Source organism: Sphingomonas sp. SDUR79 (assembly GCF_056821745.1).
On record NZ_JBPDIN010000001.1, the window covers coordinates 708,646 to 731,905 of the forward strand.

Below are 23,260 nucleotides of genomic sequence, written 5' to 3' on the forward strand. Positions count from 1 at the left end.
CCAAAGCCGATCTGCGCGTCACACGCTCCGCTTCACCGGTGGACGCCGTGCGCGCCACGCGGCGAGGATGCCCGACGCGGCGATGATCGCCATGCCGGTCATGCTCCAGCGATCGGGCATGTGGGCGAAGATCAGCCAGCCGAGCAGCGCGACGAACAGCAATTGCAGATAGTTGAGCGACGCCAGCACCGACGCCGGCGTGTCGCGATAGGCCGCGGTGAACAGGAAATGGCCCAGCCCGCCATAGACGCCCAGGCTGAGCAACAGCAGCAGGTCGAACCCGTCGGGCATCCGGTCGGGGATGAACCACGGTGCCATCGCGCCAAAGATCACCGTCCCGGTCAGCGTGGTGTAGAACAGCATCGCGATCGTGCTCTCGGTCCGCGCCAGGCTGCGCGACAACAGCTGATAGATGCTCGTGGTGACCATCCCGACCCCGGCGAGCATAACCCCGACCGGATCGAGCCCACCGCCGGGCCGCACGATGAACAGCACGCCGACAAAGCCCAGCGCCGCAGCGCCGATCCCCGCCACGCCGACCTTCTCGCCAAGCAGCGGCCCGGCGGCGAGGATCACCACCACCGGGGCAAAGAACAGGATCGCGCTGGTCTCGGCCACCGGCATCCGCTGCAGCGCGAGGCCAATCGACAGCGATCCGATCGACAGTGCCAGCCCGCGCACGATCACCCATCCAGTGCGCTTGGTACGGAGCATCTCGGGAGCGCGACGCGGCGCGAGCAGCGCGGTCATCAGCACCAGGTTGCCGGCATAGCGGATCGCGACGATCAGCGGCACATCGTACCGAGCCCCCAGATATTTGACGGTGACGTCGAGGCACGCAAACAGCAACAGCCCGAAAATGAACAAGGATGCGCCGCGGAGCGGGTGATGGGCGGTCATGCGGAGATCCCGATGGCGATGTGAAGCGCCCATGCGCACAAATCGGGGCTTCGACAAGCCGCACGCGGCGGCTATGAGGCGGGCAGGGCGGGGAGGCGCGCAATGGGACTGACGGCAATCGACATCTTGGTGCTGCTGGGCGTGGGGGCGGCGGCGATCACCGGCGTGATGCGCGGCTTCGTCACCGAAGTGCTGTCGCTGATGGCGTGGCTGCTGGTCGTCGCAGCAATCCGCTTCCTCCACACCCCCGTTGCCGCCGCGCTGGCCGAGCCGGTCGGGACGGTGCAGGGGGCGGCGGTGCTCGCCTTCGCGCTGCTTGGCGGCATCGCCTATTTCGGCGGGCGCGTGGTCGCCAATGCGATCGGATCGCGTACCCGCTCGGGCTTTCTTGGGCCCATCGACCGCGCGCTCGGACTCGGCTTCGGCGCGGTAAAGGGGCTGATCCTCGCCAGCCTCGCCTTCCTGCTTGTCGCGCTCGCGGTCGACACGGTCAGCGGCGGCCCGGCCAAGCGCCCCGAATGGATGACCGCCGGCCGTACCTATCCGCTGCTCAACGCTACCAGCGCCAGCATCGCCGAATTCGTCGACCGCCGTCGCCGGGGAGAACCGGTGTTCGGCAATGAAACCGATGCCGCAGAGCTTGCGAACGGGTCGGACGCGGTTACATCGGAGCCATGACGGCTCCGCTCTACAATACTGACATCCTGCGGCTCGCCGCCACCATTCCGCATCACCAGCGCCTGCCCAACCCGATGGCGAGTGTTGAGAAGCGCTCGCCCGTGTGCGGCAGCCGCGTAACCGTCGATGTCGACCTCGACGGATCAGGCCGCGTCGCAGCGCTGGGGATGCAGGTCCGCGCCTGCGCGCTGGGACAGGCTTCGGCATCGCTGATGGGCGCGCACGCCATCGGTCGCACCCCCGCCGAACTCGACGCCGCCCGCGACGCGCTGACCCGCTGGCTGGCGGGGGAGGGTGGCGCCTCGCCCGACTGGCCCGGCCTCGACCTCTTCGCTCCCGCCCTCCCGCACAGCGCCCGCCACCCCTCGATCCGCCTCGCGTTCGAGGCGGTCGCCGAAGCCGCCACCCGCGCCAGCACCGAAAAGGCCGCCTGATGGACCACGGTGCCGCCCATAGCTTTGTCGCCGAAAGCGCCCCGCTGCTTGGCTTCGCTTTGCTGTTCGTCCTGATCTTCCGCCGCATGGGGCTGGGCGCGACGCTCGGCTATCTTGTCGCCGGTGCCCTGGTCGGCCCGCAAGTGCTCGGGCTCGTCGGCGGCGCGGAAAGCAAGATGGGCATCGCCGAATTCGGCATCGCCCTGCTGCTGTTCCTCGTCGGCCTCGAACTCAGCCCGTCGCGGCTGTGGCGGATGAAGCGCGACATTTTCGGCTTCGGCCTGCTGCAGGTCGTGCTGTGCGGCCTGGCGCTCAGCGTCGTGATCGGGTTCGGCGCGAACTTTTCGGTCTCCGCCGCGCTCGCGCTCGGCCTCCCACTGGCGCTCTCCTCAACCGCGCAGGTGCTCCCGATGCTGCAAAGCGCCGGTCGCATGCGCACCCCGTTCGGCGAGCGTGCCTTCTCGACTTTGCTGTTCCAAGACATCTCGATCGTCCCGCTGATCACGATCATCGCGATCTTGAGCCGCAATCCGGCGGATGCAGAGGGCCCTCCGGGCTGGCTGCTCGCCATCTACACCGTCGCGGCGATCACCGGGCTGGTGCTGGCCGGCCGCTATCTGCTGCGCCCGTTGTTCAAGCTGATCGGCAATTGGGGCGAGCGCGAATTGTTCGTGTTCGCCGGCCTGTTCACCGTGGTCGGCGCCGCCGCGCTGATGCAGTCGATCGGCCTCTCCACCGCACTCGGCGCGTTCATCGCCGGCGTGATGCTCGCCGACAGCCCCTATCGGCACGAGCTGGAGGCGGATATCGAGCCCTTCCGTTCGATCCTGCTCGGCCTGTTCTTCCTGTCGGTCGGCATGATGCTCGACCTGTCCGCCATCGCCGAACGCCCGGTATTCGTGCTCGGCATGGCCGCAGCGCTGATCGCGACCAAGACCCTCGTCATCACCGGCCTCGCCATGGCGTTCCGCATGCCGTGGCGTCAGGCGCTGGGCCTCGGCCTGTTGCTCAGCCAGGGCGGCGAATTCGGTTTCGTCCTGTTCGCGCAGGCGCAGAACGCGCTGCTGATCGCCCCCGAGGCGGTCAGCGTGTTCAGCGCGGTCGTTACCCTGTCGATGGCCACCACGCCGTTCCTCATGATGTTCACCAAACGCTTCCGCGCCGATGCGGTCGAGGCGCAGGGCGAGCGCGACGGCCCGGTGTCGGACGGATCGAGCGCGCTGATCGTCGGCTATGGCCGCTTCGGCCAGACGGTCGGCCAGATGCTGAATGCTCAGGGCATCGCCGTCACGCTGATCGACACCGATATCGAGATGATCGACATCGCCGGCCAGTTCGGCGCCAAGGTCTATTATGGCGACGGCACCCGCATCGACATGCTGCGGCAGGCCGGGGCGGGCGACGCGCAGCTGATCCTGTTCTGCCTCGACGGCGACAAGATCGAACCGGAACTGGTCGAGGCGGTCCACGAATCCTTCCCCAACGCATCGATCTTCGTGCGCGCTTATGACCGCCGCGCGCTGTTGAAGCTCAAGGGTACGCCTGCAAGCGGCGTCGTGCGCGAAGTGCTCGAATCCGCCATCGTCATGGCGCGCAAGGCGATGGCTGCGGTCGGCGTCGATATCGAGGAGATCGAGCGTACCGAGGATCTCTACCGCCGCCGCGACCGCGAACGGCTTCGCATCCAGCACGAAGCCGGCAGCCTTGTCGCCGCGCGTGAAGCGATCATCGGCGATCCCGACCTCGACTGGCGCCCCGGCCGGCGCGACGCGCCCGATCCGCTGGAGCCCAAGCCCGCGACCGGGAGTGAGTGCGGATGAACTGGCTGGCCGCTCTTGCCGCGCTCTCCGGCGCCATCGCGGTCGGCGCAGGCGCATTTGGCGCGCATGGCGCAGAGGGCAAGGCGGCCGAATGGCTGCGCACCGGCGCAACCTATCAACTGATCCATGTCGTCGCCGCCCTCGTCGCGGTGCAGATGGGCGCGAGGGGCGCGGGCTGGCTGTTCGTCGCCGGGGCCGCGATCTTTGCCTTCACGCTTTACGCCATGGCATTCGGCGCACCGCGCTGGCTCGGCGCGATCACCCCGATCGGCGGCACCGCGCTGATCGTCGGCTGGCTGTGGCTGGCATGGCACGCGCTCCGGGGCGGGTAGAATGCGCCGCATCCTCTTCGCAGCGGGCGCGGTGCTCGCGCTGGATATCGCGATCTCGTTCGGAATGGCGTTCGCCGGAAGCCGGGGCGTTCACAATTTGGTCTATTGGACACTCCCGCCGGTCGCTGTCGCGCTGGCGGCGTTTCCGGCTTGGCGGGGCAAGGCGCTTGCCGCAGCCGGGTTGTGGCCGCTGTTCATTCCGGCAGCCATTACGTCGGAGCTATTGGCGCATTTGCTCGGCCATTGTCTCCAATAAGGCATTTGCATGCGCACGCGGCTAAGCGTCTGCCGCCGCAAGCGGAGGTTCGCGGATGAAGGGAAGGCGGTCACGGCCGCACTGGCCGCGACCATCACCCTGCGCCCCTATCGCTGCGACCGCTGTTTCGGCTTTCACCTGACCGGGCGGACCAAGGGCAAGCGCAGCCTGTAGCGGGTCAGCCGGCCGCGCGCAGCTCAGTCGCCGCATCCCGCATCGCCGCAAGCGACTGCGGCCGCCCCAGCAAATACCCCTGGATCAGGTCGATGCCGAGCGCGCGCAGCACCGCCAGCTCATCCTCGCGCTCGACACCTTCGGCAATCAGACGGCTGCCGGTATCGCGTGCGAACATCATCAACCCGGCGGCCAGCGCGCGGCGGCCCGGATCATGCTGGATATCCTCGATCAGAAAGCGGTCGAGCTTCACCAGATCGGGGCGCATCTGGATGATCTGCTGCAGCCCGCTATAGCCGGACCCCGCATCGTCCACCGCGATCTTCAGCCCCTCGGCGCGCAGCGGCGCGAGCCGGTCGAGCAGCGTGCAGACGTCCGAAACCCGGTCATGCTCGGTGACTTCCAGTACCACGCGGTCCAGCGGTGCGCGGCGCAGGATCCCGGGCAGCTCGGGCGACATCGCCGTCGCCGGGCTGGCATTGACCGACAGATAGGCATGGTCGGGCAACTGCGACAGGCCCTGCAACGCGCGGTCGATCGCGAACAGCTCGAACGCTTCGCCCATGCCGACCAGATTGGCCTGATTGAACCATTTGTCGGGCGAACGGTACGGCTCGACCGTAATCCGCGCCAGCGCCTCATAGCCGGCGGGCCGCCCCTGCGAGAGGCTGAAGATCGGCTGATAGTGAATCTCCATCAGCCCTTCGGCCATGACCTGCTCGATCGCGCCGCGCGACGCCGCCGCTTCCTCGCGATTGCCCAGATCGCGCTCGATCTCGAACGCGGCCAGGTCGGCAAAGGCGCGCATCATGCCCAGGTCGCGCGGGTTCAGCGTGGGACTTGCAAAGGGGCCAAGGCAGCAGAACATGCCATAGGTGCGCCCGTCCGACAGGCGGATCGGCACGCTGACATGCGCCCCGATCGGCACGGCGGCGGTGATCGGCATCGCCATCGCAATCGGCTCGGCGGCGGTGTCGGGGATCAACTCGGGCAGCCGCCCGGCCAGAATGTGGCGGCAATAGACATCGTCGAGCGAATGCACGTCGCCCGCCTTGGCCAGATGCTCCAGCCCCGGCGCGTCGACGACGCGAAACACCGAATCATTGCCGACAAACTCTGAGACATAGGCGACCTGCAGCCCCAGATGCGCACGCACCGCCTGCAACGCGCGGGCGATGATCGCGTCCGAACTCGTTGCCTCACTGGCGTGAGAAATAATCTCGCGCAGTGCGGTTGCGCCAAGCGTCTCGCCCTCGACCATCAATTCAACCCCGTTCGTACCGCGAATTCTGTCGCGTTTCGTTCGAACTTTGGCCGAAATAATATGAAGATTTGGTCAGCGGCGATCGACTCAGCTACCCAAAATGCGCGTCACCGCGCCCACCGTCACCGGGTGATATCCGGGCTTTGCCTTCTGGAAAATCCGCTCGGCAATCGGCGTGCCCCACTCGCCCTGCGCCTTCAGCCCACGATAGAGCGGCGTCACCAGCAAATTGCGGCCGACGCGCGTCAGATATTCCTCCAGCGCCGGGATCACCGGCTCATAGCGGTTGGCAATCGCCAGATCGAACCATGCCGACTGGACATAGGCATTCTGCGATTTCGTCAGTCCCAGCGCCGCGTCCAGCTCGGCCAGCCGCGCCGCGCTCTGCTGGCGGGGCAGCCCGCCCAGCAACCGCTGCCATTGCTGCGTCTGCCATCCCGCCGTGTCGATCGCCGCCGCCGGACCGCCCGCGTTGAACGCGGCAAGCTGCGCGTCGACCTTGGCCAGCGTGTCTGACTTCACCTGCACCGCATTCGACGGCACGCCCGGCTGATACACCCAGCGGTCGAGCTGCAGCTTGGCTTCGAGCGCCTTGTCGCCCTTGATCAGATGCGTGCGGATATCGGCCAGGAACCCGGCGCTGGTCTGCGGCTGAAATGCGTGGCGGTCAAAATAGCCGCGCAGATAGGCGTCGAACCGCTCCCGCCCGACCGCAACTTCGATCGTGCGCAGGAAGGTGCTGCCCTTGAGGTAATCCAGCTGCCCCGCGCTATCGCCCGGCGCGCCATGCAGTCGCGTCGACGGCGCGCTATCGCCACCGGCACTCTTCACGTCGCGCAGCATCCCGGCATAATCGAGGTCGGAATAGATCGCCGCGCGCTCCTTGCCGTACAGCGCCTCCATAATCCGGTTCTCGAAATAGGTGGTGAACCCCTCGTTCAGCCAGCCGTCCGACCAGGTCGCGTTGGTGACGAGATTGCCCGACCAGCTATGCGCCAGCTCATGCGCCAGCACATCGGTGTTTGACCGGTCGCCGGTGATGATCGTCGGGGTGAAGAAAGTGAGGTTGGGGTTCTCCATCCCGCCATAGGGGAAGGAGGGCGGCAGGACGAGCATGTCGTAGCGGCCCCAGCGATAGGGGCCGTACAGCGCCTGCGCCGCGTCGATCATCTTTTCGACATCGGCAAATTCGGACACGGCCGCGTCGATCATCCCCGCCTCGGCCCATACGCCGCTGCGCGGGCCGATTTCCTTGAACTTCAGGTCTCCGACCGCGATTGCGATCAGGTATGGCGGCACCGGATTGTCCATCCGAAAACGGAACTGGCGGCGGTAATGCGGGACCAGCTTGCCCGTCGCGCCGTCAAGCATCTGTCCGCTCATCACCGGCACGAACCCATCCGGCACGGTGATCGTCGCGGACCATGTCTGGCGGATGCCGGGGCTGTCCTGCGTCGGGATCCAGCTGCGATTGTTGATCGCCTGACCCTGGCTGAAGAGGAAGGGCAGGGTCTTGCTCTGCGTCTGTGCCGGGGTCAGCCACTGCAACGCCCGCGCGCCGGGGCTGGCGCTATAGGCGATGCGGATCTTCTTCGCGCCGTTGAGCTGGATGGTCAGCGGGCTGCCCAGCTGCGGGTCCTTCGGGCCGACCGTGTGCGGCAGCTTGACGCGCTGTTCGTCGGTCACCTCGGTGATGGTGAGGTCGAGCGTATCGAGCACGATCTCCTTTGCACCCTTGGCCGCCGTGACATCCAGCACGGCGACGCCGCTGATCGTCTTGCTTGCAAAATCGATGTGCAGGTCCAGGTCGACATGCGTCACCCGCGCTTCGGCGGGGCGGGCATAGGTCCACACATCCTTCGCTTCGGGCGTGGTCAGGACCGGCGCGACCTGGGCGGTCTGGGCGTGGGCGAGGGCGGGGGCGGCGGAGGCGAGCAGCACGGCTGCGAGGGTCAGGATACGCATGGTCGCAACTGCTACGACCCGATTTCGTTCGGCACAAGCGCGGCGCTCATGCGTTGGTTGCGCATATCCCTGAAATTGAAGGAGAGATGCGATGAACACCGCCGTCGACAGCCCGAACAGCCTGATTGCTTCCGACCGGGTCGAAGGCACCAGCGTCTATGACACCAGCGGCGAAAAGCTCGGCCATGTCGAGCGCTTCATGGTCGACAAGGTCTCGGGCCGCGCCGAATATGCCGTAATGGCGTTCGGCGGCATTCTCGGCATCGGCCACCGCCATTATCCCGTGCCATGGCAGGCGCTGACCTACGACACCGACAAGGACGGCTATGTCGTGTCGCTCAGCCGCGACAAGCTCGAAAACGCGCCGAATTATGATCGCGAAGGCGAAGAGCCGAGCTACGACCGCGCTTACGGGCAAGAGGTCTACGACTATTACGGGGTCCCCGCGCTCTAGTCGCGCGGGCGGCGCCAGCGGCCGGTCTCCATCCACAGCAGCAACGGCTTGAGCGGCAGGATCCACACGATCCCCGTGAAGACGTAAAAGACCAGCTGGATGAGGACCGGCCATTCGCCCACAATGCGCGACAGGCTCGCCACCGCCACGCACCACACGACGATCAGCGCAATGATCGCGAAAGCGCCCATGGGCTTGCGCCAGGACGGGGTCATGCCGCCGCCTCGCCATGCGCGGCGGCCTCGGTGACCACCCCGTGTAACGGCATGTCCCACGCGTCGGTCGCCAGCCCTCCGACCTGCTGGACCGACCAGGCGACCCCGATCCGCCACGCATCGGGCAGCCGCTCGAACACCCGGTCATAATGACCCGCACCCTGACCGAGCCGGTTCATCGCCGCGTCGAACGCCAGCAACGGGGTCAGCACGATATCGGGATCGCACTCGACGCCGCTGTCATCCGGCTGGCGCAGTCCCAGCGGTCCATCGACCAGCGCATGTTCGGGTCCCCACGCAAAAAAGCGCACCGGTGACGCGCGACTGGTTACGTGCGGCAAGACGATCGTGCACCCCGCTTCCCTCGCAGCCCAGGCAATCGCGGTCGGATCGGCCTCGCTGCCCACTGGAATATAGGAAGAGACGGTAACGCCCGGGCCGAACCGCGCGAGCAGGGCAGGGGGCGGCTCGATCACCCCGCCGATGGTCATCGCGAACTCATCGCGCAACGCGCGCATCCGGGCGCGCAGGGTTCGTTTATCGTCAGCCATGATCTCTGCGTCTCGCCTCCGGCGAGGCGGCGGGGCCAGCCCGCTCCCCCACCCGGCCACCCAACGCCAGTATCCTATGGGTGGCCGGGTGGGGGAGCGGGCTGGCACCGCGCAGCTTCGCTGCCCCATCAGTTGGCGGGACCACCATGGGCCGTGTGCTTGAATATCCTCTGACGCCGTTTTACGTCAGGTGGGGACCATGTGCCACAGGCCAGGACCTGAGCAGGGACAGCCCCCATGGATGATGAATCGCCTCAGGGATAATCGCTAAAGCTCGCACCGGGCAGTACCCGCCGACACCAATCTAGGTCGGGATGCGGCTAAATTCAATGCGATTGCGGCGGGTCGAACTGCGCCGCGACATCGCGATGGCCCTCGATGATGCGGACAATCTCGACCCGCTCGGGCACGTCGCGAAAGAAGATCACATAACCCTGCTCTGACACCGACCGAATGTCGGAGCGCAATTCTGGCCGCGCGGTCCCGAGTGTGCCCGGCAGGCTCGCGATCCGCTCGCACCGGTCGCGCAGCTTTGCGATGAAGCCGTCGGCGATTGTCAGATGTGAGCTACCAATCGCGATTTCCGTGTAAATGTCGCCCAAATCTTGCTCTGCCGTTGGCAGAAAAATCAGGCGACGCACTCAATAGCCCCGCGCGACAAGATCCTTGCGCACAAGTGCGAGATGCGCGTCGACCTGTTCCGGCGTCCGCTCGCCACCAGCCTCAATCGCCGCGTTCAGGGTGTCGCGCAAAGCCTGCAATTTCGCCTCGCGCTCCTCCACCAGCCGCAACCCCTCCCGCACGACCTCGCTTGCCGAGCCATAGCGGCCCGACTTGACGATGCTGTCGACGAATCCTTCCCAGCGTTCACCGATCGATACGTTCATGGCAACCTCCTGATCCGATGATGGCCCAATAACATAAAATGCGCAATTTTCGTTATTGCTCCAGCGCCGCCGCGACCGCCTCCAGCCGATCCGCCAGATTCTCGAGCAGCACCGGTGATACGCCCCCCGGCGGGTTGCGCTCGGCCTCGTCCAGCTGGTCGGCCAAGATCAGCGCCAGGAACAGCATCGTCCGCTCGCCGCTCAGGCCACCCGACGCGCGCACCGCCGTGTCGGCATGGCGTTCCAGCAACGCGCCCAGCCGCTCGAGATGCAGTTCCTCGCCATCGCGGCAGGCGATGCTGTGGCTGCGTCCGGCGATGGTCAGCGTGACCTGGCCCATCAGCCTTCGCCCTCTTCTGCGATCAGCGCATCGAGTGCGACGATCGCCTGTTCGACCTTGCCGCGCAGCGCTGCGTGCCGGCGTTCCAGCCGCTCGGCATCGAATGCGCGGCGCGCAGCCGCAGCCTCGATCCGCGTAAGCGCGCGCTCGATCCGATCGAGCGCGGAGGGTTCCGCATCCGCCATGCCGGGTGGATAGGGTGGCTTTATCCGCGCCGCAACCCCGCGCGGTTGACGACTGCGCCCGCGCGCCCCATTGGCACGCCAACTTCGATTCGCCGGGCCGTGGCGAGACTCAACGCGACGCGCGCAGGCCCGATAGGGGATATGCCGTGACCATTTCATTCGCCGACCGCGCCAACGCCATTCGCGCTTTGTCGATGGACGCGGTGGAGGCCGCCAATTCGGGCCATCCCGGCATGCCGATGGGCATGGCCGATGTCGCGACCGTCCTGTTCAGCGACTATCTGAAGTACGATCCCGCCGATCCCAAATGGGCCGACCGCGACCGCTTCGTGCTGTCGGCTGGCCACGGCTCGATGCTGATCTATTCGCTGCTGCACCTGACCGGCTATGCTCGCCCGACGCTCGATGACATCAAGAACTTCCGCAAGGTCGGCAGCCCGTGCGCCGGCCATCCCGAGAATTTCGAGCTGCCCGGCGTCGAATGCACCACCGGCCCGCTCGGTCAGGGCCTCGCCATGGCGGTCGGCATGGCGCTGGCCGAGCGTCACCTCAATGCCGTGTTCGATGACAGCATCGTCGATCACCGCACCTGGGTGATCGCGGGTGACGGCTGCCTGATGGAGGGCATCAACCACGAAGCGATCGGCCTTGCCGGGCATCTCAAGCTCGGTCGGCTGATCGTGCTGTGGGACGACAATGACATCACCATCGACGGCAAGGTGTCGCTGTCGTCGAGCGAGAATATTCCTGCCCGCTACGAAGCGACCGGCTGGCACGTCGTCGCCTGCGACGGCCATGATCCCGCCAGCATCGCCGCCGCGTTCGACGCCGCGCTCGCCGACCCGCGCCCCTCGCTGGTCCGTTGCAAGACGGTGATCGGCAAGGGCGCCCCGAACAAGGGCGGGACCAGCAAGGTCCATGGCTCACCGCTCGGCTCGGAAGAAGTCGCCGCCGCCCGCGCAGCGCTCGGCTGGACCCACGAACCGTTCGAAATCCCTGCCGACATCGCCGCCGCGTGGGCAGACGCCGGCAAGCGCGGTGCCGCCCCAAAGGCGGACTGGACTGCGCGCCTCGCCGCCCATGCCGACCGCGCCGAGTTCGAGCGTCGCATGGCGGGCGAGCTGCCGGACTTCGACCTCGACAGCTATATCGCCGACCTGCTCGCCAACCCGCCCAAGGTCGCGACGCGCAAGTCGAGCGAAATGGCGCTTGAGCCGCTGACCGAAAACCTGCCCGAACTGATCGGCGGCTCGGCCGACCTGACCGGCTCCAACAACACCAAGACCAAGGCAACCGGGCCGCTGACGGCCGAAAACTATGCCGGCCGCTATGTCTATTACGGCATCCGCGAATTCGGCATGGCCGCGGCGATGAACGGCATGGCGCTGCATGGCGGGATCATCCCCTATGGCGGCACCTTCCTCGTCTTCTCCGACTATGCGCGTGGCGCGATCCGCCTCTCGGCGCTCCAGCGCGCGCGCGTCGTCTATGTGATGACGCATGACAGCATTGGCCTGGGCGAAGACGGCCCGACCCATCAGCCGATCGAGCATCTGCAGAGCCTGCGCGCGATGCCGAACCTCAACGTCTGGCGTCCGTGCGACGCGGTCGAGACCGCTGCCGCCTGGGACCTGTCGCTGCGCACTACCGACGGCCCGTCGATGCTGGTGCTGACCCGCCAGAATCTGCGCCCGCTGGTCGATGCGACGCAGGTCGCCGATATCGCCAAGGGCGGCTACCGCCTCCAGTCGGCACAGGCCGCGCGCAAGGTCGTGCTGCTCGCCACCGGCTCGGAAGTTGAAATTGCCGCCGATATTCGTACCGCCCTTGAAGCTCAGGGCATCGGTGCCGATGTCGTGTCCATGCCCTGCACCGAGGCGTTCGACGCCCAGCCCGCCGCCTATCGCGCCGATCTGCTGCCCACCGACGCGCTGATCGTGTCGATCGAGGCCGGCAGTACCTTCGGGTGGCAGCGTTACACCGGCCTCGACGGCCTCAACTTCGGCATCGACGGCTTCGGCGCGTCGGGTCCCGCCGAAGACCTTTACCGCCATTTCGGGCTGACCGCTGACGCGATCGCCCCACAGATTATTGCACGGCTTGCCGCTTAAGGAGAGACGAATGACGAAGGTTGCGATCAACGGGTTCGGACGCATCGGACGCCTGGTGGCGCGGGCGATCCTGGAGCGCCCGGAAAGCGGTCTGGAACTGGTCACGATCAACGATCTGGCCGATGCCAAGTCGAACGCCTGGCTGTTCAGCCGCGACAGCGTGCACGGCAAATACCCCGGCACCGTATCGGCCGACGGCGATGACATCATCATCGACGGCAAGCGCATCAAGGTGACCAAGGAGCGCGATCCCGCCAACCTGCCGCACGCCGCGAACGGCGTCGATCTCGTCCTCGAATGCACCGGCTTCTTCACCGACCGCGCCAGCTGCCAGAAGCATATCGATGCCGGCGCAAAGAAGGTGCTGATCTCGGCCCCCGGCAAGGATGTCGACCTGACCGTCGTCTATGGCGTCAACCATGACAAGCTTGAGGCCGGCCACACGATCGTGTCGAACGCATCGTGCACCACCAACTGCCTCGCCCCGGTGGCCAAGGTGCTGAACGACAGCATCGGGATCGAGCGTGGCCTGATGACCACGATCCACGCCTACACCAACGATCAGAAGATCCTCGACCAGATCCATTCGGACATGCGCCGCGCCCGCGCTGCGGCGATGAGCATGATCCCGACCACCACCGGCGCTGCCCGCGCGGTTGGCGAAGTGCTGCCCGAGCTCAAGGGCAAGCTCGACGGTTCGTCGGTGCGCGTCCCCGTGCCGGATGGCTCGCTGATCGACCTGACCTTCACGCCGAAGCGCGACACGACCAAGGAAGAGGTCAACGCGATCCTCAAGGCGTCGGCGGAAAGCGGCCCGCTGGTCGGCGTGCTCGCGTTCAGCGACGAGCCGCTCGTTTCGATCGACATCGTCCACAACCCGGCCAGCTCGACCATCGACAGCCTCGAAACCGCCGTCATCGACGGCAAGCTCGTCCGCGTCGTCAGCTGGTACGACAATGAATGGGGCTTCTCGAACCGCATGGTCGACACCGCCAGCACCATGGCCAAGCTGGGCTGAACCAAGCAGTGACACTGCCGCAAGCGGTAGGGCGCAATACGCGCCCCTCCCGCTTGCGGGAGGGGCTGGGGGAGGGCCTGTCACCCCGCCGAACTACCGGATCGGCAGGCGGCCGCTTTCCTACAGCCGCCCGTTTCGGTTAGGGTCGAACCATGACGCAGCGTCACCCCCTCCCGACCGCAACCGGCAGCCTCAACCGTCAGCCTGACACCCGCGCATACATGGCGAAAAACGTCAGACTTGTCAGGAACGGGTACCTCGCTACCCGCCCAACCGGAGCGATCGCATGACCGGCCGCATCGCGGGAATCGCCCGCCACGCCATCCCCAAGGGGCCGATGGAGACCATCGACCACGCCACCGTCACGCTCGAAGGCGGGATCGGCGGCGATTTTCGCGGCGCGATGAAGGGCAAGCCCTATAAGCGCCAGGTCAGCCTGATCGAAGCCGCCGACTGGGACGCCGCGATGGCACAGGTCGGCCATTCGATCTCCTGGGAACAGCGCCGCGCCAATCTGCTGGTCGAAGGCTTCGACCTGCCCCAGACCCCCGGCGTCCGCATCCGCATCGGCGCGGACGTCGTCCTCGAAATCACCTGCGAGACCGAACCGTGTGAGCGGATGGAGGCGCTGGCCGAAGGCCTCCGCGCCGCGCTCACCCCCGACTGGCGCGGCGGCGCGCTCACCAAAGTCATCACGCCCGGCACCATTGCCGTCGGCGACAGCATCAGGATCGAACCATGACGCGTGCATTCAAGACCCTCGACGATATGGGCGACATCACCGGCAAGCGGGTGCTGGTGCGCGAAGACCTGAACGTGCCGATGGCCGATGGCGCCGTCACCGACGACAACCGCTTCCGAGCGGCTGTCCAGACCGTCGCCGAACTGGCGGACAAGGGCGCGATCGTCCTGATCCTCGCCCATTTCGGCCGCCCCAAGGTGCCGAGCCCCGAGCATTCGACCGCGCAGCTTGCCCGCCCGTTCAGCCAGGTCCTGGGTCGTGAGGTCCGCTATATCGACTGGGAGGGCGACGCCGAGTCGGTCGCGACGCTTCAGCCCGGCGACATCGGCCTGCTCGAAAACACCCGCTTCTTCGGCGGTGAGGAAAAGAACGACCCCGCCACGGTCGACCGCTTCGCCGCACTCGGCGACCTCTATGTCAACGACGCCTTCTCCGCCGCGCACCGCGCCCATGCCTCGACCGAGGGGCTGGCGCACCGTCTGCCCGCCTTCGCCGGACGCCAGATGGAGGCCGAACTCGACGCGCTCGACAAGGCGCTGGGCAACCCCGACCACCCCGTTGCGGCGGTCGTCGGCGGGGCCAAGGTGTCGACCAAGCTCGATGTGCTCAAGGCAATGGTGGGGAAGGTCGATCACCTGATCATCGGCGGCGGCATGGCCAACACCTTCCTCGCCGCGCGCGGGGTCGATGTCGGCAAGTCGCTGTGCGAGCATGACCTGACCGGCACGGCGGAAGAAATCTTCGACGCTGCGGACAAGACGAACTGCACGATCCATCTGCCCTATGACGTGGTGGTGTCGAAGGAATTCGCCGCCAATCCGCCGTCGCTGCGCACGTGCAACGTGCATGAAGTTGCCGCCGACGAGATGATCCTCGACATCGGCCCGGCGGCGAGCGAGGCGCTGGCGGACGTGCTCAAGAATTGCCGCACGCTCGTCTGGAACGGCCCGCTCGGCGCGTTCGAGACCAAGCCGTTCGACACCGCCACCATGGCCCTCGCCCACACCGTCGCCGCGCTGACCAAGGAAGGCTCGCTGGTCTCGGTCGCCGGGGGCGGCGATACGGTCGCGGCGCTCAATCAGGCCGGCGTCGCGGGCGACATGAGCTTCGTCTCCACCGCCGGCGGCGCGTTCCTCGAATGGATGGAGGGCAAGGAACTGCCCGGCGTGGCGGCGCTGACGCGCTGACCGCGATTTTTCGGCGGGTTGGCTATCGTTGTCAGGCTTTTCAGCGCGTTGCCGCGCTGCAATAGGCCGCGCAACAAAGTGTCGGAACAGGGACCGTGACCATGAACACCGCCGAAATGACCGCCAAGATCGCCGAAGGTAACGGCTTCATCGCCGCGCTCGACCAGTCCGGCGGTTCGACGCCCAAGGCACTGGCCGGCTATGGCGTCGCCGACGATGCCTGGTCGACCGACGAGGAGATGTTCGGCCTGATCCACGCGATGCGCAGCCGCATCATCACATCGCCCTGCTTCACGGGCGAAAAGGTGATCGGCGCGATCCTGTTCGAACGCACGATGGACGGACAGGTCGATGGCAAGTCGACCCCGGCGGCGCTGATCGAGCGCGGCGTGGTCCCCTTCATCAAGATCGACAAGGGGCTGGAGGCAGAGGAAAATGGCGTCCAGTTGATGAAGCCGATGCCCGATCTCGACGCGCTGCTCACCAAGGCAAAGGGCCTCGGCGTGTTCGGCACCAAGGAACGCTCTGTCGTCAACCTCGCCAATGCCGAGGGCATTGCGGCGGTGGTGAAGCAGCAGTTCGAAATCGGCGCTCAGGTGATCGGCCACGGCTTGATGCCGATCATCGAGCCAGAGGTGAACATCAAGTCGCCCGAACGCGCGCAGGCCGACGCGATCCTGCGTGACGAGATCCTCAAGGCACTCGACGCACTGCCCGAGGGGCAGCAGGTGATGCTCAAGCTGTCGATCCCCGCCACCCCCGGCCTGTTCGATTCGCTGGTCGATCATCCCAAGGTGCTGCGCGTGGTGGCTTTGTCCGGCGGCTTCAAGCGCCCCGAAGCCTGTGCCCAGCTCGCCAGGAACCGCGGCATGATCGCCAGCTTCAGCCGCGCGCTGCTTGAGGATCTGCGCCACGGCATGACCGACGCCGAATTCGACGCGTCGTTGGGCGAGGCGATCGACGCGATCCATGGCGCGTCGACGCGAAAGACGGTGACCGCCTAACGGCTGACCTGGAAGGCGAAGCGATAGGGGGCGGGCGGCCGTTGCTGGCCCGCCATCTTCTCCGGCGACACGGCGACCAGCGTCACCGTCCACCCGCCAACCCGGGCCGGCTCGCCCAGCGTCAGGTCCAGCGATCGGGGCTTGCGGCCATCGCGGATCGTCACCCGGACGATCGCCCGCCCGGCATGGATGCACCGTGCATTCATCGGACAGCGGCTGTCCTCAACGACCTTGTCGGCGCGCAGCCGCAGCGGACCGGTCCGCGTCCAGTGATGCAGGCGAACTCCGGCCGTCACCGGCTGCGGTGGAAGCTCGGCACAGGCAGCGGCGAGCAGGGTGGGTGCAATCATCGAGCAGATCATGGTGCAAGCCTGCGCCGTCGAGGCTGACCGCGCAATGAACCGCTTCCGGTCTGCGCAGCGAGGCTCTATCAGCGCGACATGATCGATGATGACGACCTGCCGCCGCTCGGCCCCGAATTCGCTGCGCAATTCAAGCGCGACGACAGCCGCCCGCCCTGCCAGCTCTACCTGATCTCGCCGCTCGACGTGGATGGCGACTTCCCCGACCGGCTCGCCCGCGCACTCGACGCCGGGCCGGTCGCGGCGTTCCAGTTCCGCGTCAAGGATGTCGATCAGCACGAAGCGGCCCGCCTCGCCGAGCCGCTGCTGCGGATCTGCGCCGACCGCGAGGTGGCGTTCATCGTCAATGACAGCATCAGCCTGGCCAAGAGGCTGGGCGCGGATGGCGTGCATCTGGGGCAGGGCGATGGCGACCCGCGTGAGGCACGTTCGGTGCTCGGCCCGGCGGCGCAGATCGGCGTGACCTGCCATGACAGCCGCCATCTTGCGATGGAAGCGGGTGAGGCGGGGGCGGATTATGTCGCGTTCGGCGCCTTTTACCCGACTACGACCAAAGCGACGACGCATCGTCCCGATCCCGCGATCCTGTCGTGGTGGACGACGGTGTTCGAGATTCCATGCGTAGCGATCGGCGGGATCACGCCGGACAATGCCGCGCCGCTGGTGAGCGCCGGTGCCGACTTTATTGCGGTGTCGGGCGCGGTGTGGAGCGGGGACGAGGCTGCGGCGGTGCGCGCATTCGATGCCGTGCTGAACGCAGTACGCTGATCGACGGGGGAAGCTTAGATGCTCGACCGGGTGTTCACGATCGTTGCCGGGCGCATCGCCGCGCTGGCGGGGCAGCCGGTGGCGTTCATCGTCGCGGTGCTGCTGATTATCGGCTGGGGCCTGACGGGGCCGGTGTTCGGCTTTTCGGACACGTGGCAGCTGATCGTGAACACCTCGACCACCATCGTCACCTTCCTGATGGTGTTCCTGATCCAGAATTCGCAAAATCGCGACGCGGCGGCGCTGCAGGCCAAGCTTGACGAGTTGATCCGGGCGATGGAGGGCGCGCGCAACGAGTTCATCGGCATCGAACATCGCAGCGATACCGAGATCGAGGCGATCCGCGCCGCGATCGAGATCGAGGTGCGCGAGGATCCATCGGCCCATCCCGCCGCGACGGTCGATCGGTTGCGCAACCGCTATTGATGCAACCGCGCCGATGTTGCCTCGTTATCCCGCTGTAACGAGACGGAGAATAGGTGTGCGTAAGGGTGTTGCAGGATTGATCGCGGCGGCTGGGATCGCGACGGGTGGCGCGGTGGCGGTTCAGGCCCAGAGTGGCGCTGCGCCAAAGACGGCTCCGGCCAAGCCAGCGCTCAGCCGCGACATTCTGCATGTCCAGGTCATCCTCGACCATCTCGGTTTTCCCCCCGGCCCTCTGGACGGGCGTGAGGGGCCAGGATTGACTGCTGCCCTAAAGGCATTCCAGATCACGCGGCAGATCCCGGTGACCGGCAAGACCGATGCACGCACGTTACAGGCGCTGCACGCACATCGCGCCATCCGCCCGACACGGATTGTCCGACTGACGTCCGAGATGCTCGCAGGGCCGTTCATCCGTCCCTGGCCGCGCGACCCGCAGGCGCAATCGAAGCTCAACACGATGGGCTATCGCAGCGCGCTCGAAAAGCTGGCGGAGATGTTTCATACGACGCCGCAAGTGCTGATCGAGCTCAACAGCCCTGACACGCGCCTGGCACCCGGAGTGCCGGTCGAGTTCCCCAACGCAATCCCCGCGTCGCAGGCCTTTCCAGCCGATATGAAGCCGGAATGGCGCAAGACGCTGACCGACCTCAACGTCAACGCGGTCCAGCCCAAGGCGAACCGGATCGTCGTCGACAAGTCGGACAAGGTGCTGCGCGTGTTCGACGGCAAAGGGATGCTCGCGGCGCAGTTCAACGTCACCACGGGGAGCAAGCGCGACCCGCTGCCGATCGGCAGCTGGAAGGTCAATGGCGTCGCGACCAACCCCGATTTTCACTACAATCCCAAGCTGTTCTGGGACGTCAGCGACAAGAAGCCCGACGCGCTGCTGCCCCCCGGCCCGAACAGCCCGGTCGGCGTGGTATGGATCGACCTGAGCAAGGAGCATTACGGTATCCATGGCACGCCCGAACCGCATCTGATCGGGCGGAGCGAGAGCCATGGCTGTATCCGCCTGACCAACTGGGACGCGGCGCGGCTGGCGCTGATGGTGTCGCCGGGCACGCCGGTGATCTTTCAGGAATGAGCAAGCTGCGGATCGCCTTGTGGGTGGCGGGGGGCTGCGCGGTCGCGGTCGTCGCGTTCCTCGCTGCGACGATCCGGATAGTCGAGCCGAGTTCCGCCACCGCTCAACCGCCGCCCGAACCCCCACTCCCGCCCGCGGTTGCGCCTACGGTCTTGGCCGCGCATTCCGCTAGTCTGCTGGTTCCTGTCGCGGGGGTCGCACGCACGTCGTTGCGCAGCAACTGGGGCGAGCCGCGCGGCGACGGCGAGCGCGCGCATCAGGGGCTCGATATCATGGCCCCCGCCAACACGCGGGTAGTCGCAGCAGCCGACGGGCGGGTGGAAAAACTGTTCTACTCCAACGGCGGTGGCGGGATCAGCCTGTACCAGCGCTCGGTCGATGGTGGATGGATCTATTATTACGCCCATCTCGCCGGTTATGCGCCCGGGATCGCGGAGGGCAGGGTGCTGCGCGCAGGCGAAACGCTCGGCTATGTCGGCGACACCGGCAATTCGGGCGCAGGCAACTACCACCTGCATTTCGGCGTGTCGCGCATGGCGCCCGGCGAGCGCTGGCATCAGGGGACGCCGGTGGACCCCTATCCGCTGCTTGCCTTTTGAGGGGCCGGAGCCTATGGGCCGCGCCTGTTCTTTCTCAGCACTGTAGGCGATCCCCATGAAGATCAGCGGCGTGGACATCCGTCCCGGCAACATCATCGAATATGAAGGCGGCATCTGGCGCGCGGTCAAGATCCAGCACACCCAGCCGGGCAAGGGCGGCGCCTATATGCAGGTGGAGATGAAGAATCTCCGCGACGGTCGCAAGAACAACGTCCGCTTCCGCTCGGCCGAAACGGTCGAGCGCATCCGCCTCGACACCAAGGATTTCCAGTTCCTCTATCCTGAAGGCGACATGCTCGTGTTCATGGACAAGGAAACCTATGACCAGACCACGCTGCCGCGCGACCTGCTCGGTGACGCGGCTGCGTTCCTGCAGGACGGCATGGATGTCGTCATGGAGCTGTATGACGATGAGGCGATCAGCGTCCAGCTGCCCGACACGATCGAAGCGACGATTGTCGAGGCCGACGCGGTGGTGAAGGGGCAGACGGCATCGTCGTCCTACAAGCCCGCGATCCTCGACAATGGCGTCCGCATCATGGTCCCGCCGCACATCGCCAGCGGCACGCGCATCGTGGTCGATGTGTACGAGCAGACCTACGTCCGCCGGGCGGATTGACCGGTTCCCCTCCCGCTTGCGGGAGGGGCTAGGGGAGGGCGTGTTCGTGGCCTCACGACCCTCCGCTGATTGCTGACAGGCCCTCCCCCAACCCCTCCCGCATACGGGAGGGGGGAGAAGTTCGATGGTTTCCCATTCCGGCCTCATCACCGTCATCGAGCGTGCCGCGCGCAAGGCGGGGCCGCGGTTGCGGCGTGACTTCAACGAAGTCCAGCAGCTGCAGGTCAGCCGCAAGGGGCCGGCGGATTTCGTGTCGATGGCCGACAAGCGCGCCGAGGACACGCTGATCGATGAACTGCGCAAGGCGCGGCCCGATTGGGGCTTCCTGGTCGAGGAGCGCGGGCAGATCGCGGGCGATCCCGACAAGCCGCGCTGGATCATCGATCCGCTCGACGGCACCACCAACTTCCTCCACGGCATCCCGCATTTCTGCATGTCGATCGCGGTCGAGGATCCGCATGGCAGCCAGGGCAAGCCCGAAATCACCCATGGCTATGTCTATCAGCCGATCACCGATGAGAGCTTCTGGGCCGAAAAGGGCCGCGGTGCATGGGTTCAGGACCAGCGGCTGCGCGTCTCGTCGCGCCGCGATCTCGCCGATACGCTGATCGCCACCGGCATTCCGTTCATGGGCCATGGCAATTTCGCCGAATGGAGCCGCATTTTCGGTGCGGTCGCGCCCGAAGTCGCCGGCATCCGCCGCTTCGGCTCGGCCGCGCTCGACCTCGCCTGGGTCGCGGCGGGCCGCTATGACGGCTTCTGGGAAAGCGGCCTCAAGCCGTGGGACACCGCGGCGGGCATCCTGCTGGTCAAGGAAGCGGGCGGGTTCGTCACCGATTTCCGCGGCACCGACAATGCCCATGCCAAGGGCGAAATCCTCGCCGCGAACGACGCGATCCATTCCAAGCTGCACAAGCTGCTGGCCGGATCGCTGCGGTGATCCGCGCGGGGGCGCTGCTGCTGCTGGCCCTGACGGCCACGGCGGACGCTCCCGAAACCGTCTATTCCGCCCCCGCGCAGCATCGCCTGATCGAAGGGGTCGCGACCGATGGCGCGACGATCTGGCTGTCGAGCGTGCTTGATCGCACTATTCTGGTCCGGCGCGCAGATGTTGTGACCAGCATCGCAATGCCGGCCGGGACGCTGCACCCGCTGGGGCTGGCATGGGACGCGCGTCGTAGCTGGCTATGGGTCGCCACCGATTGTCCCGATCTTCCCGGCGTCGCGAAGTGCGACTCCGGCGCGTTGGTCGCGCTCGACCGCAGGGGGCGGCTCAAGGCGAAGCTCTCGGCCGGACCCGGCTTTCACCCCGGCGATGTTTCCGCGGCGGGCGGCGCGGTGTTCGTTTCCGATGGTCTCAACGGCGCGGTCTATCGCCTAAACGGCACCACGCTCGACCCGCTGATCGCCCCCGGCGTTGCGCGTTCGGCGCAGGGGACTGCGCTCGCGGCCGATGGCGAGCACCTGATCGTCGCCGACTATGGCCGTGGCGTCGCAACCGTCGATCTGAAGACGAAGGTGCGGACCTTGCTGCCGATGCCGGATGGCAAACCGCTGCGTGGGCTCGATGGTCTGGTTCGCGTCGGTGCGGACTATTACGCGATCCATAACGGCAGCAGCCCCGGATCGTTGATCCATTTCCGCATCAACGGTGCGCAGATCGACGTCACGGTCGTTCATCGCGGTGCGCCGCTTGCCGACCCGACTCAGCTCGCCCTGGATGGCAGCCGGCTGCTCGTGGTAGCCGATGCCGGCTGGCCCGCGGCGAGCAAGCCGGACCAACCGCCGCGCAGTGCGAATACGCTAGTCGCCTTTCGCCTCCCATAGCGCTCTAGTTGCGAGTGATTCTCACGGGTTTCCGCCCTTGATGCCCCCCTGCCATCGGCCTAAAGCGACCCGAAGATTCCGCAATTGCGAGGGCCGTCTTGGTCGACCTTATCGAATATCTGCCGATCCTGCTGTTCCTGGGGGTGGCGCTGGTGCTTTCGAGTGCCTTTGTCTTCCTGCCCATGATCGCGGCTCGCTTCACCGGCGCGCATCAGCCGACGCCTGAGAAGCTTACCGAATATGAATGCGGCTTCCCCGCGTTCGAGGATTCGCGCAGCCAGTTCGACGTGCGCTTCTACCTCGTCGCGATCCTCTTCATCATCTTCGATCTTGAAGCGGCGTTCCTGTTCCCCTGGGCGGTCACCGTATTCGACCTGGGCTGGGCCGCGTGGATCAGCATGATGATCTTCATTGCCGAACTCGGCCTTGGCCTCGCTTATGCGTGGAAGGTCGGCGCGCTGGATTGGGAATGAGCCAGATGAATACGACCTCTCCGATCCTGAATGCCCAGGGCCAGCCGATGACCGGCGGCGCGGTGGTGCAGCCCGATCAGTCGTTCTTCAACGACCTCAATGGCGAGCTGAACGACAAGGGTTTCCTCGTTACCTCGACCGAGGATCTGTTCACCTGGGCGCGCACCGGCTCGCTTTGGTGGATGACCTTTGGCCTCGCGTGCTGCGCGGTGGAGATGATCCACGTCAACATGCCGCGCTATGACATGGAGCGGTTCGGCGCCGCTCCGCGTGCATCGCCGCGCCAGTCGGACGTGATGATCGTCGCGGGCACGCTGTGCAACAAGATGGCCCCGGCGCTGCGCCGCGTGTACGACCAGATGTCGGAGCCGAAATACGTCATTTCGATGGGCAGCTGCGCCAATGGCGGCGGCTATTACCATTATAGCTACAGCGTCGTGCGTGGCTGCGACCGGATCGTGCCGGTCGACATCTATGTCCCCGGCTGCCCGCCGACCGCCGAGGCGTTACTGTACGGCGTGATGCAGCTTCAGCGTAAGATCCGCCGGATCGGGACGGTGACGCGGTGATCGCATCGGGAGCAAT

The 23,260-nt window shown here is 66.4% G+C and carries 31 protein-coding genes; 21 read left to right on the forward strand and 10 right to left on the reverse strand.

Annotation, left to right across the window (positions count from 1 at the left end):
- Window positions 1–18: 18 nt before the first annotated feature.
- Complete coding sequence (locus ACRYLO_RS03350) at window positions 19–900, reverse strand: DMT family transporter (protein WP_482658864.1); 882 nt, start codon at window positions 898–900, stop codon at window positions 19–21.
- Between the two features lie 102 nt (window positions 901–1,002).
- Here ACRYLO_RS03350 and ACRYLO_RS03355 point away from each other — a divergent pair, with 102 nt between their 5' ends.
- From ACRYLO_RS03355 to ACRYLO_RS03380, 6 genes are read left to right on the forward strand one after another with little or no spacing between them, the layout of a single operon-like run.
- Window positions 1,003–1,578 (forward strand): CvpA family protein, encoded by a 576-nt coding sequence (locus tag ACRYLO_RS03355; protein ID WP_482658865.1) that lies wholly within the window; start codon window positions 1,003–1,005, stop codon window positions 1,576–1,578.
- Complete coding sequence (locus ACRYLO_RS03360; protein WP_482658866.1) at window positions 1,575–2,012, forward strand: iron-sulfur cluster assembly scaffold protein; 438 nt, start codon at window positions 1,575–1,577, stop codon at window positions 2,010–2,012. The genes ACRYLO_RS03355 and ACRYLO_RS03360 overlap by 4 nt, the downstream gene beginning before the upstream one ends.
- Window positions 2,012–3,832: a monovalent cation:proton antiporter-2 (CPA2) family protein gene (locus ACRYLO_RS03365; RefSeq protein ID WP_482658867.1), complete on the forward strand. Its 1,821-nt coding sequence runs from the start codon at window positions 2,012–2,014 to the stop codon at window positions 3,830–3,832. Before ACRYLO_RS03360 ends, ACRYLO_RS03365 begins: the two co-directional genes overlap by 1 nt.
- Window positions 3,829–4,164 carry a DUF423 domain-containing protein gene (locus tag ACRYLO_RS03370; protein WP_482658868.1) on the forward strand — a complete coding sequence of 112 codons (336 nt, stop codon included), beginning with the start codon at window positions 3,829–3,831 and terminating at the stop codon, window positions 4,162–4,164. The genes ACRYLO_RS03365 and ACRYLO_RS03370 overlap by 4 nt, the downstream gene beginning before the upstream one ends.
- A gap of 1 nt (window position 4,165) precedes the next feature.
- Entirely contained in the window at window positions 4,166–4,420 is a 255-nt protein-coding gene (locus ACRYLO_RS03375) for a hypothetical protein (protein ID WP_482658869.1), read from the forward strand.
- 9 nt (window positions 4,421–4,429) lie between these two features.
- A complete protein-coding gene (locus tag ACRYLO_RS03380; protein ID WP_482658870.1) occupies window positions 4,430–4,594 on the forward strand; it encodes a hypothetical protein in 165 nt (54 codons plus the stop codon).
- 4 nt (window positions 4,595–4,598) lie between these two features.
- On the opposite strand, the gene ACRYLO_RS03385 is transcribed toward ACRYLO_RS03380, so the two are convergent.
- Both ACRYLO_RS03385 and ACRYLO_RS03390 read right to left on the reverse strand, forming a co-directional pair.
- The gene (locus ACRYLO_RS03385) at window positions 4,599–5,855 is read right to left on the reverse strand and encodes a sensor domain-containing phosphodiesterase (RefSeq protein ID WP_482658871.1); all 1,257 of its coding nucleotides are present in this window, start codon (window positions 5,853–5,855) and stop codon (window positions 4,599–4,601) included.
- Between the two features lie 90 nt (window positions 5,856–5,945).
- Complete coding sequence (locus ACRYLO_RS03390) at window positions 5,946–7,823, reverse strand: M1 family metallopeptidase (protein WP_482658872.1); 1,878 nt, start codon at window positions 7,821–7,823, stop codon at window positions 5,946–5,948.
- Between the two features lie 91 nt (window positions 7,824–7,914).
- On the opposite strand from ACRYLO_RS03390, the gene ACRYLO_RS03395 reads away from it, so the two are divergent.
- The gene (locus ACRYLO_RS03395; protein ID WP_482658873.1) at window positions 7,915–8,277 is read left to right on the forward strand and encodes a PRC-barrel domain-containing protein; all 363 of its coding nucleotides are present in this window, start codon (window positions 7,915–7,917) and stop codon (window positions 8,275–8,277) included.
- Here ACRYLO_RS03395 and ACRYLO_RS03400 read toward each other — a convergent pair.
- From ACRYLO_RS03400 to ACRYLO_RS03425, 6 genes are all read right to left on the reverse strand, one after another.
- Window positions 8,274–8,492: a DUF2842 domain-containing protein gene (locus tag ACRYLO_RS03400; RefSeq protein ID WP_482658874.1), complete on the reverse strand. Its 219-nt coding sequence runs from the start codon at window positions 8,490–8,492 to the stop codon at window positions 8,274–8,276. The genes ACRYLO_RS03395 and ACRYLO_RS03400 overlap by 4 nt on opposite strands.
- The gene (locus ACRYLO_RS03405) at window positions 8,489–9,043 is read right to left on the reverse strand and encodes a 5-formyltetrahydrofolate cyclo-ligase (RefSeq protein ID WP_482658875.1); all 555 of its coding nucleotides are present in this window, start codon (window positions 9,041–9,043) and stop codon (window positions 8,489–8,491) included. The genes ACRYLO_RS03400 and ACRYLO_RS03405 overlap by 4 nt, the downstream gene beginning before the upstream one ends.
- 326 nt (window positions 9,044–9,369) lie before the next feature.
- Window positions 9,370–9,684, reverse strand: coding sequence for a type II toxin-antitoxin system RelE/ParE family toxin (locus tag ACRYLO_RS03410; RefSeq protein ID WP_482658876.1), 315 nt, complete (start codon window positions 9,682–9,684; stop codon window positions 9,370–9,372).
- Window positions 9,685–9,930 carry a type II toxin-antitoxin system ParD family antitoxin gene (locus ACRYLO_RS03415; protein ID WP_482658877.1) on the reverse strand — a complete coding sequence of 82 codons (246 nt, stop codon included), beginning with the start codon at window positions 9,928–9,930 and terminating at the stop codon, window positions 9,685–9,687. It lies immediately after the preceding gene.
- Between the two features lie 52 nt (window positions 9,931–9,982).
- Window positions 9,983–10,270, reverse strand: coding sequence for a cell division protein ZapA (locus tag ACRYLO_RS03420; protein WP_482658878.1), 288 nt, complete (start codon window positions 10,268–10,270; stop codon window positions 9,983–9,985).
- On the reverse strand, window positions 10,270–10,455 hold the full coding sequence (locus ACRYLO_RS03425) for a hypothetical protein (protein WP_482658879.1): 186 nt from the start codon (window positions 10,453–10,455) through the stop codon (window positions 10,270–10,272). Before ACRYLO_RS03425 ends, ACRYLO_RS03420 begins: the two co-directional genes overlap by 1 nt.
- Window positions 10,456–10,601: 146 nt before the next feature.
- On the opposite strand from ACRYLO_RS03425, the gene tkt reads away from it, so the two are divergent.
- The 5 genes from tkt (at window position 10,602) to ACRYLO_RS03450 (ending at window position 16,517) form a co-directional block, all read left to right on the forward strand.
- On the forward strand, window positions 10,602–12,566 hold the full coding sequence (gene tkt / locus ACRYLO_RS03430) for a transketolase (RefSeq protein WP_482658880.1): 1,965 nt from the start codon (window positions 10,602–10,604) through the stop codon (window positions 12,564–12,566).
- A 10-nt stretch (window positions 12,567–12,576) separates the two neighbouring features.
- Complete coding sequence (gene gap / locus ACRYLO_RS03435; protein WP_482658881.1) at window positions 12,577–13,584, forward strand: type I glyceraldehyde-3-phosphate dehydrogenase; 1,008 nt, start codon at window positions 12,577–12,579, stop codon at window positions 13,582–13,584.
- A gap of 286 nt (window positions 13,585–13,870) precedes the next feature.
- Entirely contained in the window at window positions 13,871–14,326 is a 456-nt protein-coding gene (locus ACRYLO_RS03440; RefSeq protein ID WP_482658882.1) for an MOSC domain-containing protein, read from the forward strand.
- Entirely contained in the window at window positions 14,323–15,513 is a 1,191-nt protein-coding gene (locus tag ACRYLO_RS03445; protein WP_482658883.1) for a phosphoglycerate kinase, read from the forward strand. Before ACRYLO_RS03440 ends, ACRYLO_RS03445 begins: the two co-directional genes overlap by 4 nt.
- A 101-nt stretch (window positions 15,514–15,614) precedes the next feature.
- Entirely contained in the window at window positions 15,615–16,517 is a 903-nt protein-coding gene (locus tag ACRYLO_RS03450; RefSeq protein ID WP_482658884.1) for a fructose bisphosphate aldolase, read from the forward strand.
- Here the strand turns inward: ACRYLO_RS03450 and ACRYLO_RS03455 are convergent.
- A complete protein-coding gene (locus ACRYLO_RS03455; RefSeq protein ID WP_482658885.1) occupies window positions 16,514–16,867 on the reverse strand; it encodes a hypothetical protein in 354 nt (117 codons plus the stop codon). The genes ACRYLO_RS03450 and ACRYLO_RS03455 overlap by 4 nt on opposite strands.
- 90 nt (window positions 16,868–16,957) lie before the next feature.
- Between ACRYLO_RS03455 and thiE the strand changes: the two genes are divergently transcribed.
- The 9 genes from thiE (at window position 16,958) to ACRYLO_RS03500 (ending at window position 23,244) form a co-directional block, all read left to right on the forward strand.
- Entirely contained in the window at window positions 16,958–17,647 is a 690-nt protein-coding gene (gene thiE, locus ACRYLO_RS03460) for a thiamine phosphate synthase (RefSeq protein WP_482658886.1), read from the forward strand.
- Between the two features lie 18 nt (window positions 17,648–17,665).
- The gene (locus tag ACRYLO_RS03465; protein WP_482658887.1) at window positions 17,666–18,073 is read left to right on the forward strand and encodes a low affinity iron permease family protein; all 408 of its coding nucleotides are present in this window, start codon (window positions 17,666–17,668) and stop codon (window positions 18,071–18,073) included.
- A 55-nt stretch (window positions 18,074–18,128) separates the two neighbouring features.
- Window positions 18,129–19,157, forward strand: coding sequence for a L,D-transpeptidase family protein (locus ACRYLO_RS03470; protein WP_482658888.1), 1,029 nt, complete (start codon window positions 18,129–18,131; stop codon window positions 19,155–19,157).
- Window positions 19,154–19,756 (forward strand): murein hydrolase activator EnvC family protein, encoded by a 603-nt coding sequence (locus ACRYLO_RS03475; RefSeq protein ID WP_482658889.1) that lies wholly within the window; start codon window positions 19,154–19,156, stop codon window positions 19,754–19,756. The genes ACRYLO_RS03470 and ACRYLO_RS03475 overlap by 4 nt, the downstream gene beginning before the upstream one ends.
- Window positions 19,757–19,811: 55 nt before the next feature.
- The gene (efp, locus tag ACRYLO_RS03480; protein ID WP_482658890.1) at window positions 19,812–20,375 is read left to right on the forward strand and encodes an elongation factor P; all 564 of its coding nucleotides are present in this window, start codon (window positions 19,812–19,814) and stop codon (window positions 20,373–20,375) included.
- A 124-nt stretch (window positions 20,376–20,499) separates the two neighbouring features.
- Window positions 20,500–21,315, forward strand: coding sequence for an inositol monophosphatase family protein (locus ACRYLO_RS03485; RefSeq protein WP_482658891.1), 816 nt, complete (start codon window positions 20,500–20,502; stop codon window positions 21,313–21,315).
- Entirely contained in the window at window positions 21,312–22,202 is an 891-nt protein-coding gene (locus ACRYLO_RS03490) for a hypothetical protein (RefSeq protein WP_482658892.1), read from the forward strand. Before ACRYLO_RS03485 ends, ACRYLO_RS03490 begins: the two co-directional genes overlap by 4 nt.
- A gap of 98 nt (window positions 22,203–22,300) precedes the next feature.
- Entirely contained in the window at window positions 22,301–22,675 is a 375-nt protein-coding gene (ndhC, locus tag ACRYLO_RS03495) for an NADH-quinone oxidoreductase subunit A (RefSeq protein WP_145849447.1), read from the forward strand.
- 47 nt (window positions 22,676–22,722) lie between these two features.
- Entirely contained in the window at window positions 22,723–23,244 is a 522-nt protein-coding gene (locus ACRYLO_RS03500) for a NuoB/complex I 20 kDa subunit family protein (RefSeq protein ID WP_482661663.1), read from the forward strand.
- Window positions 23,245–23,260: the final 16 nt, after the last annotated feature.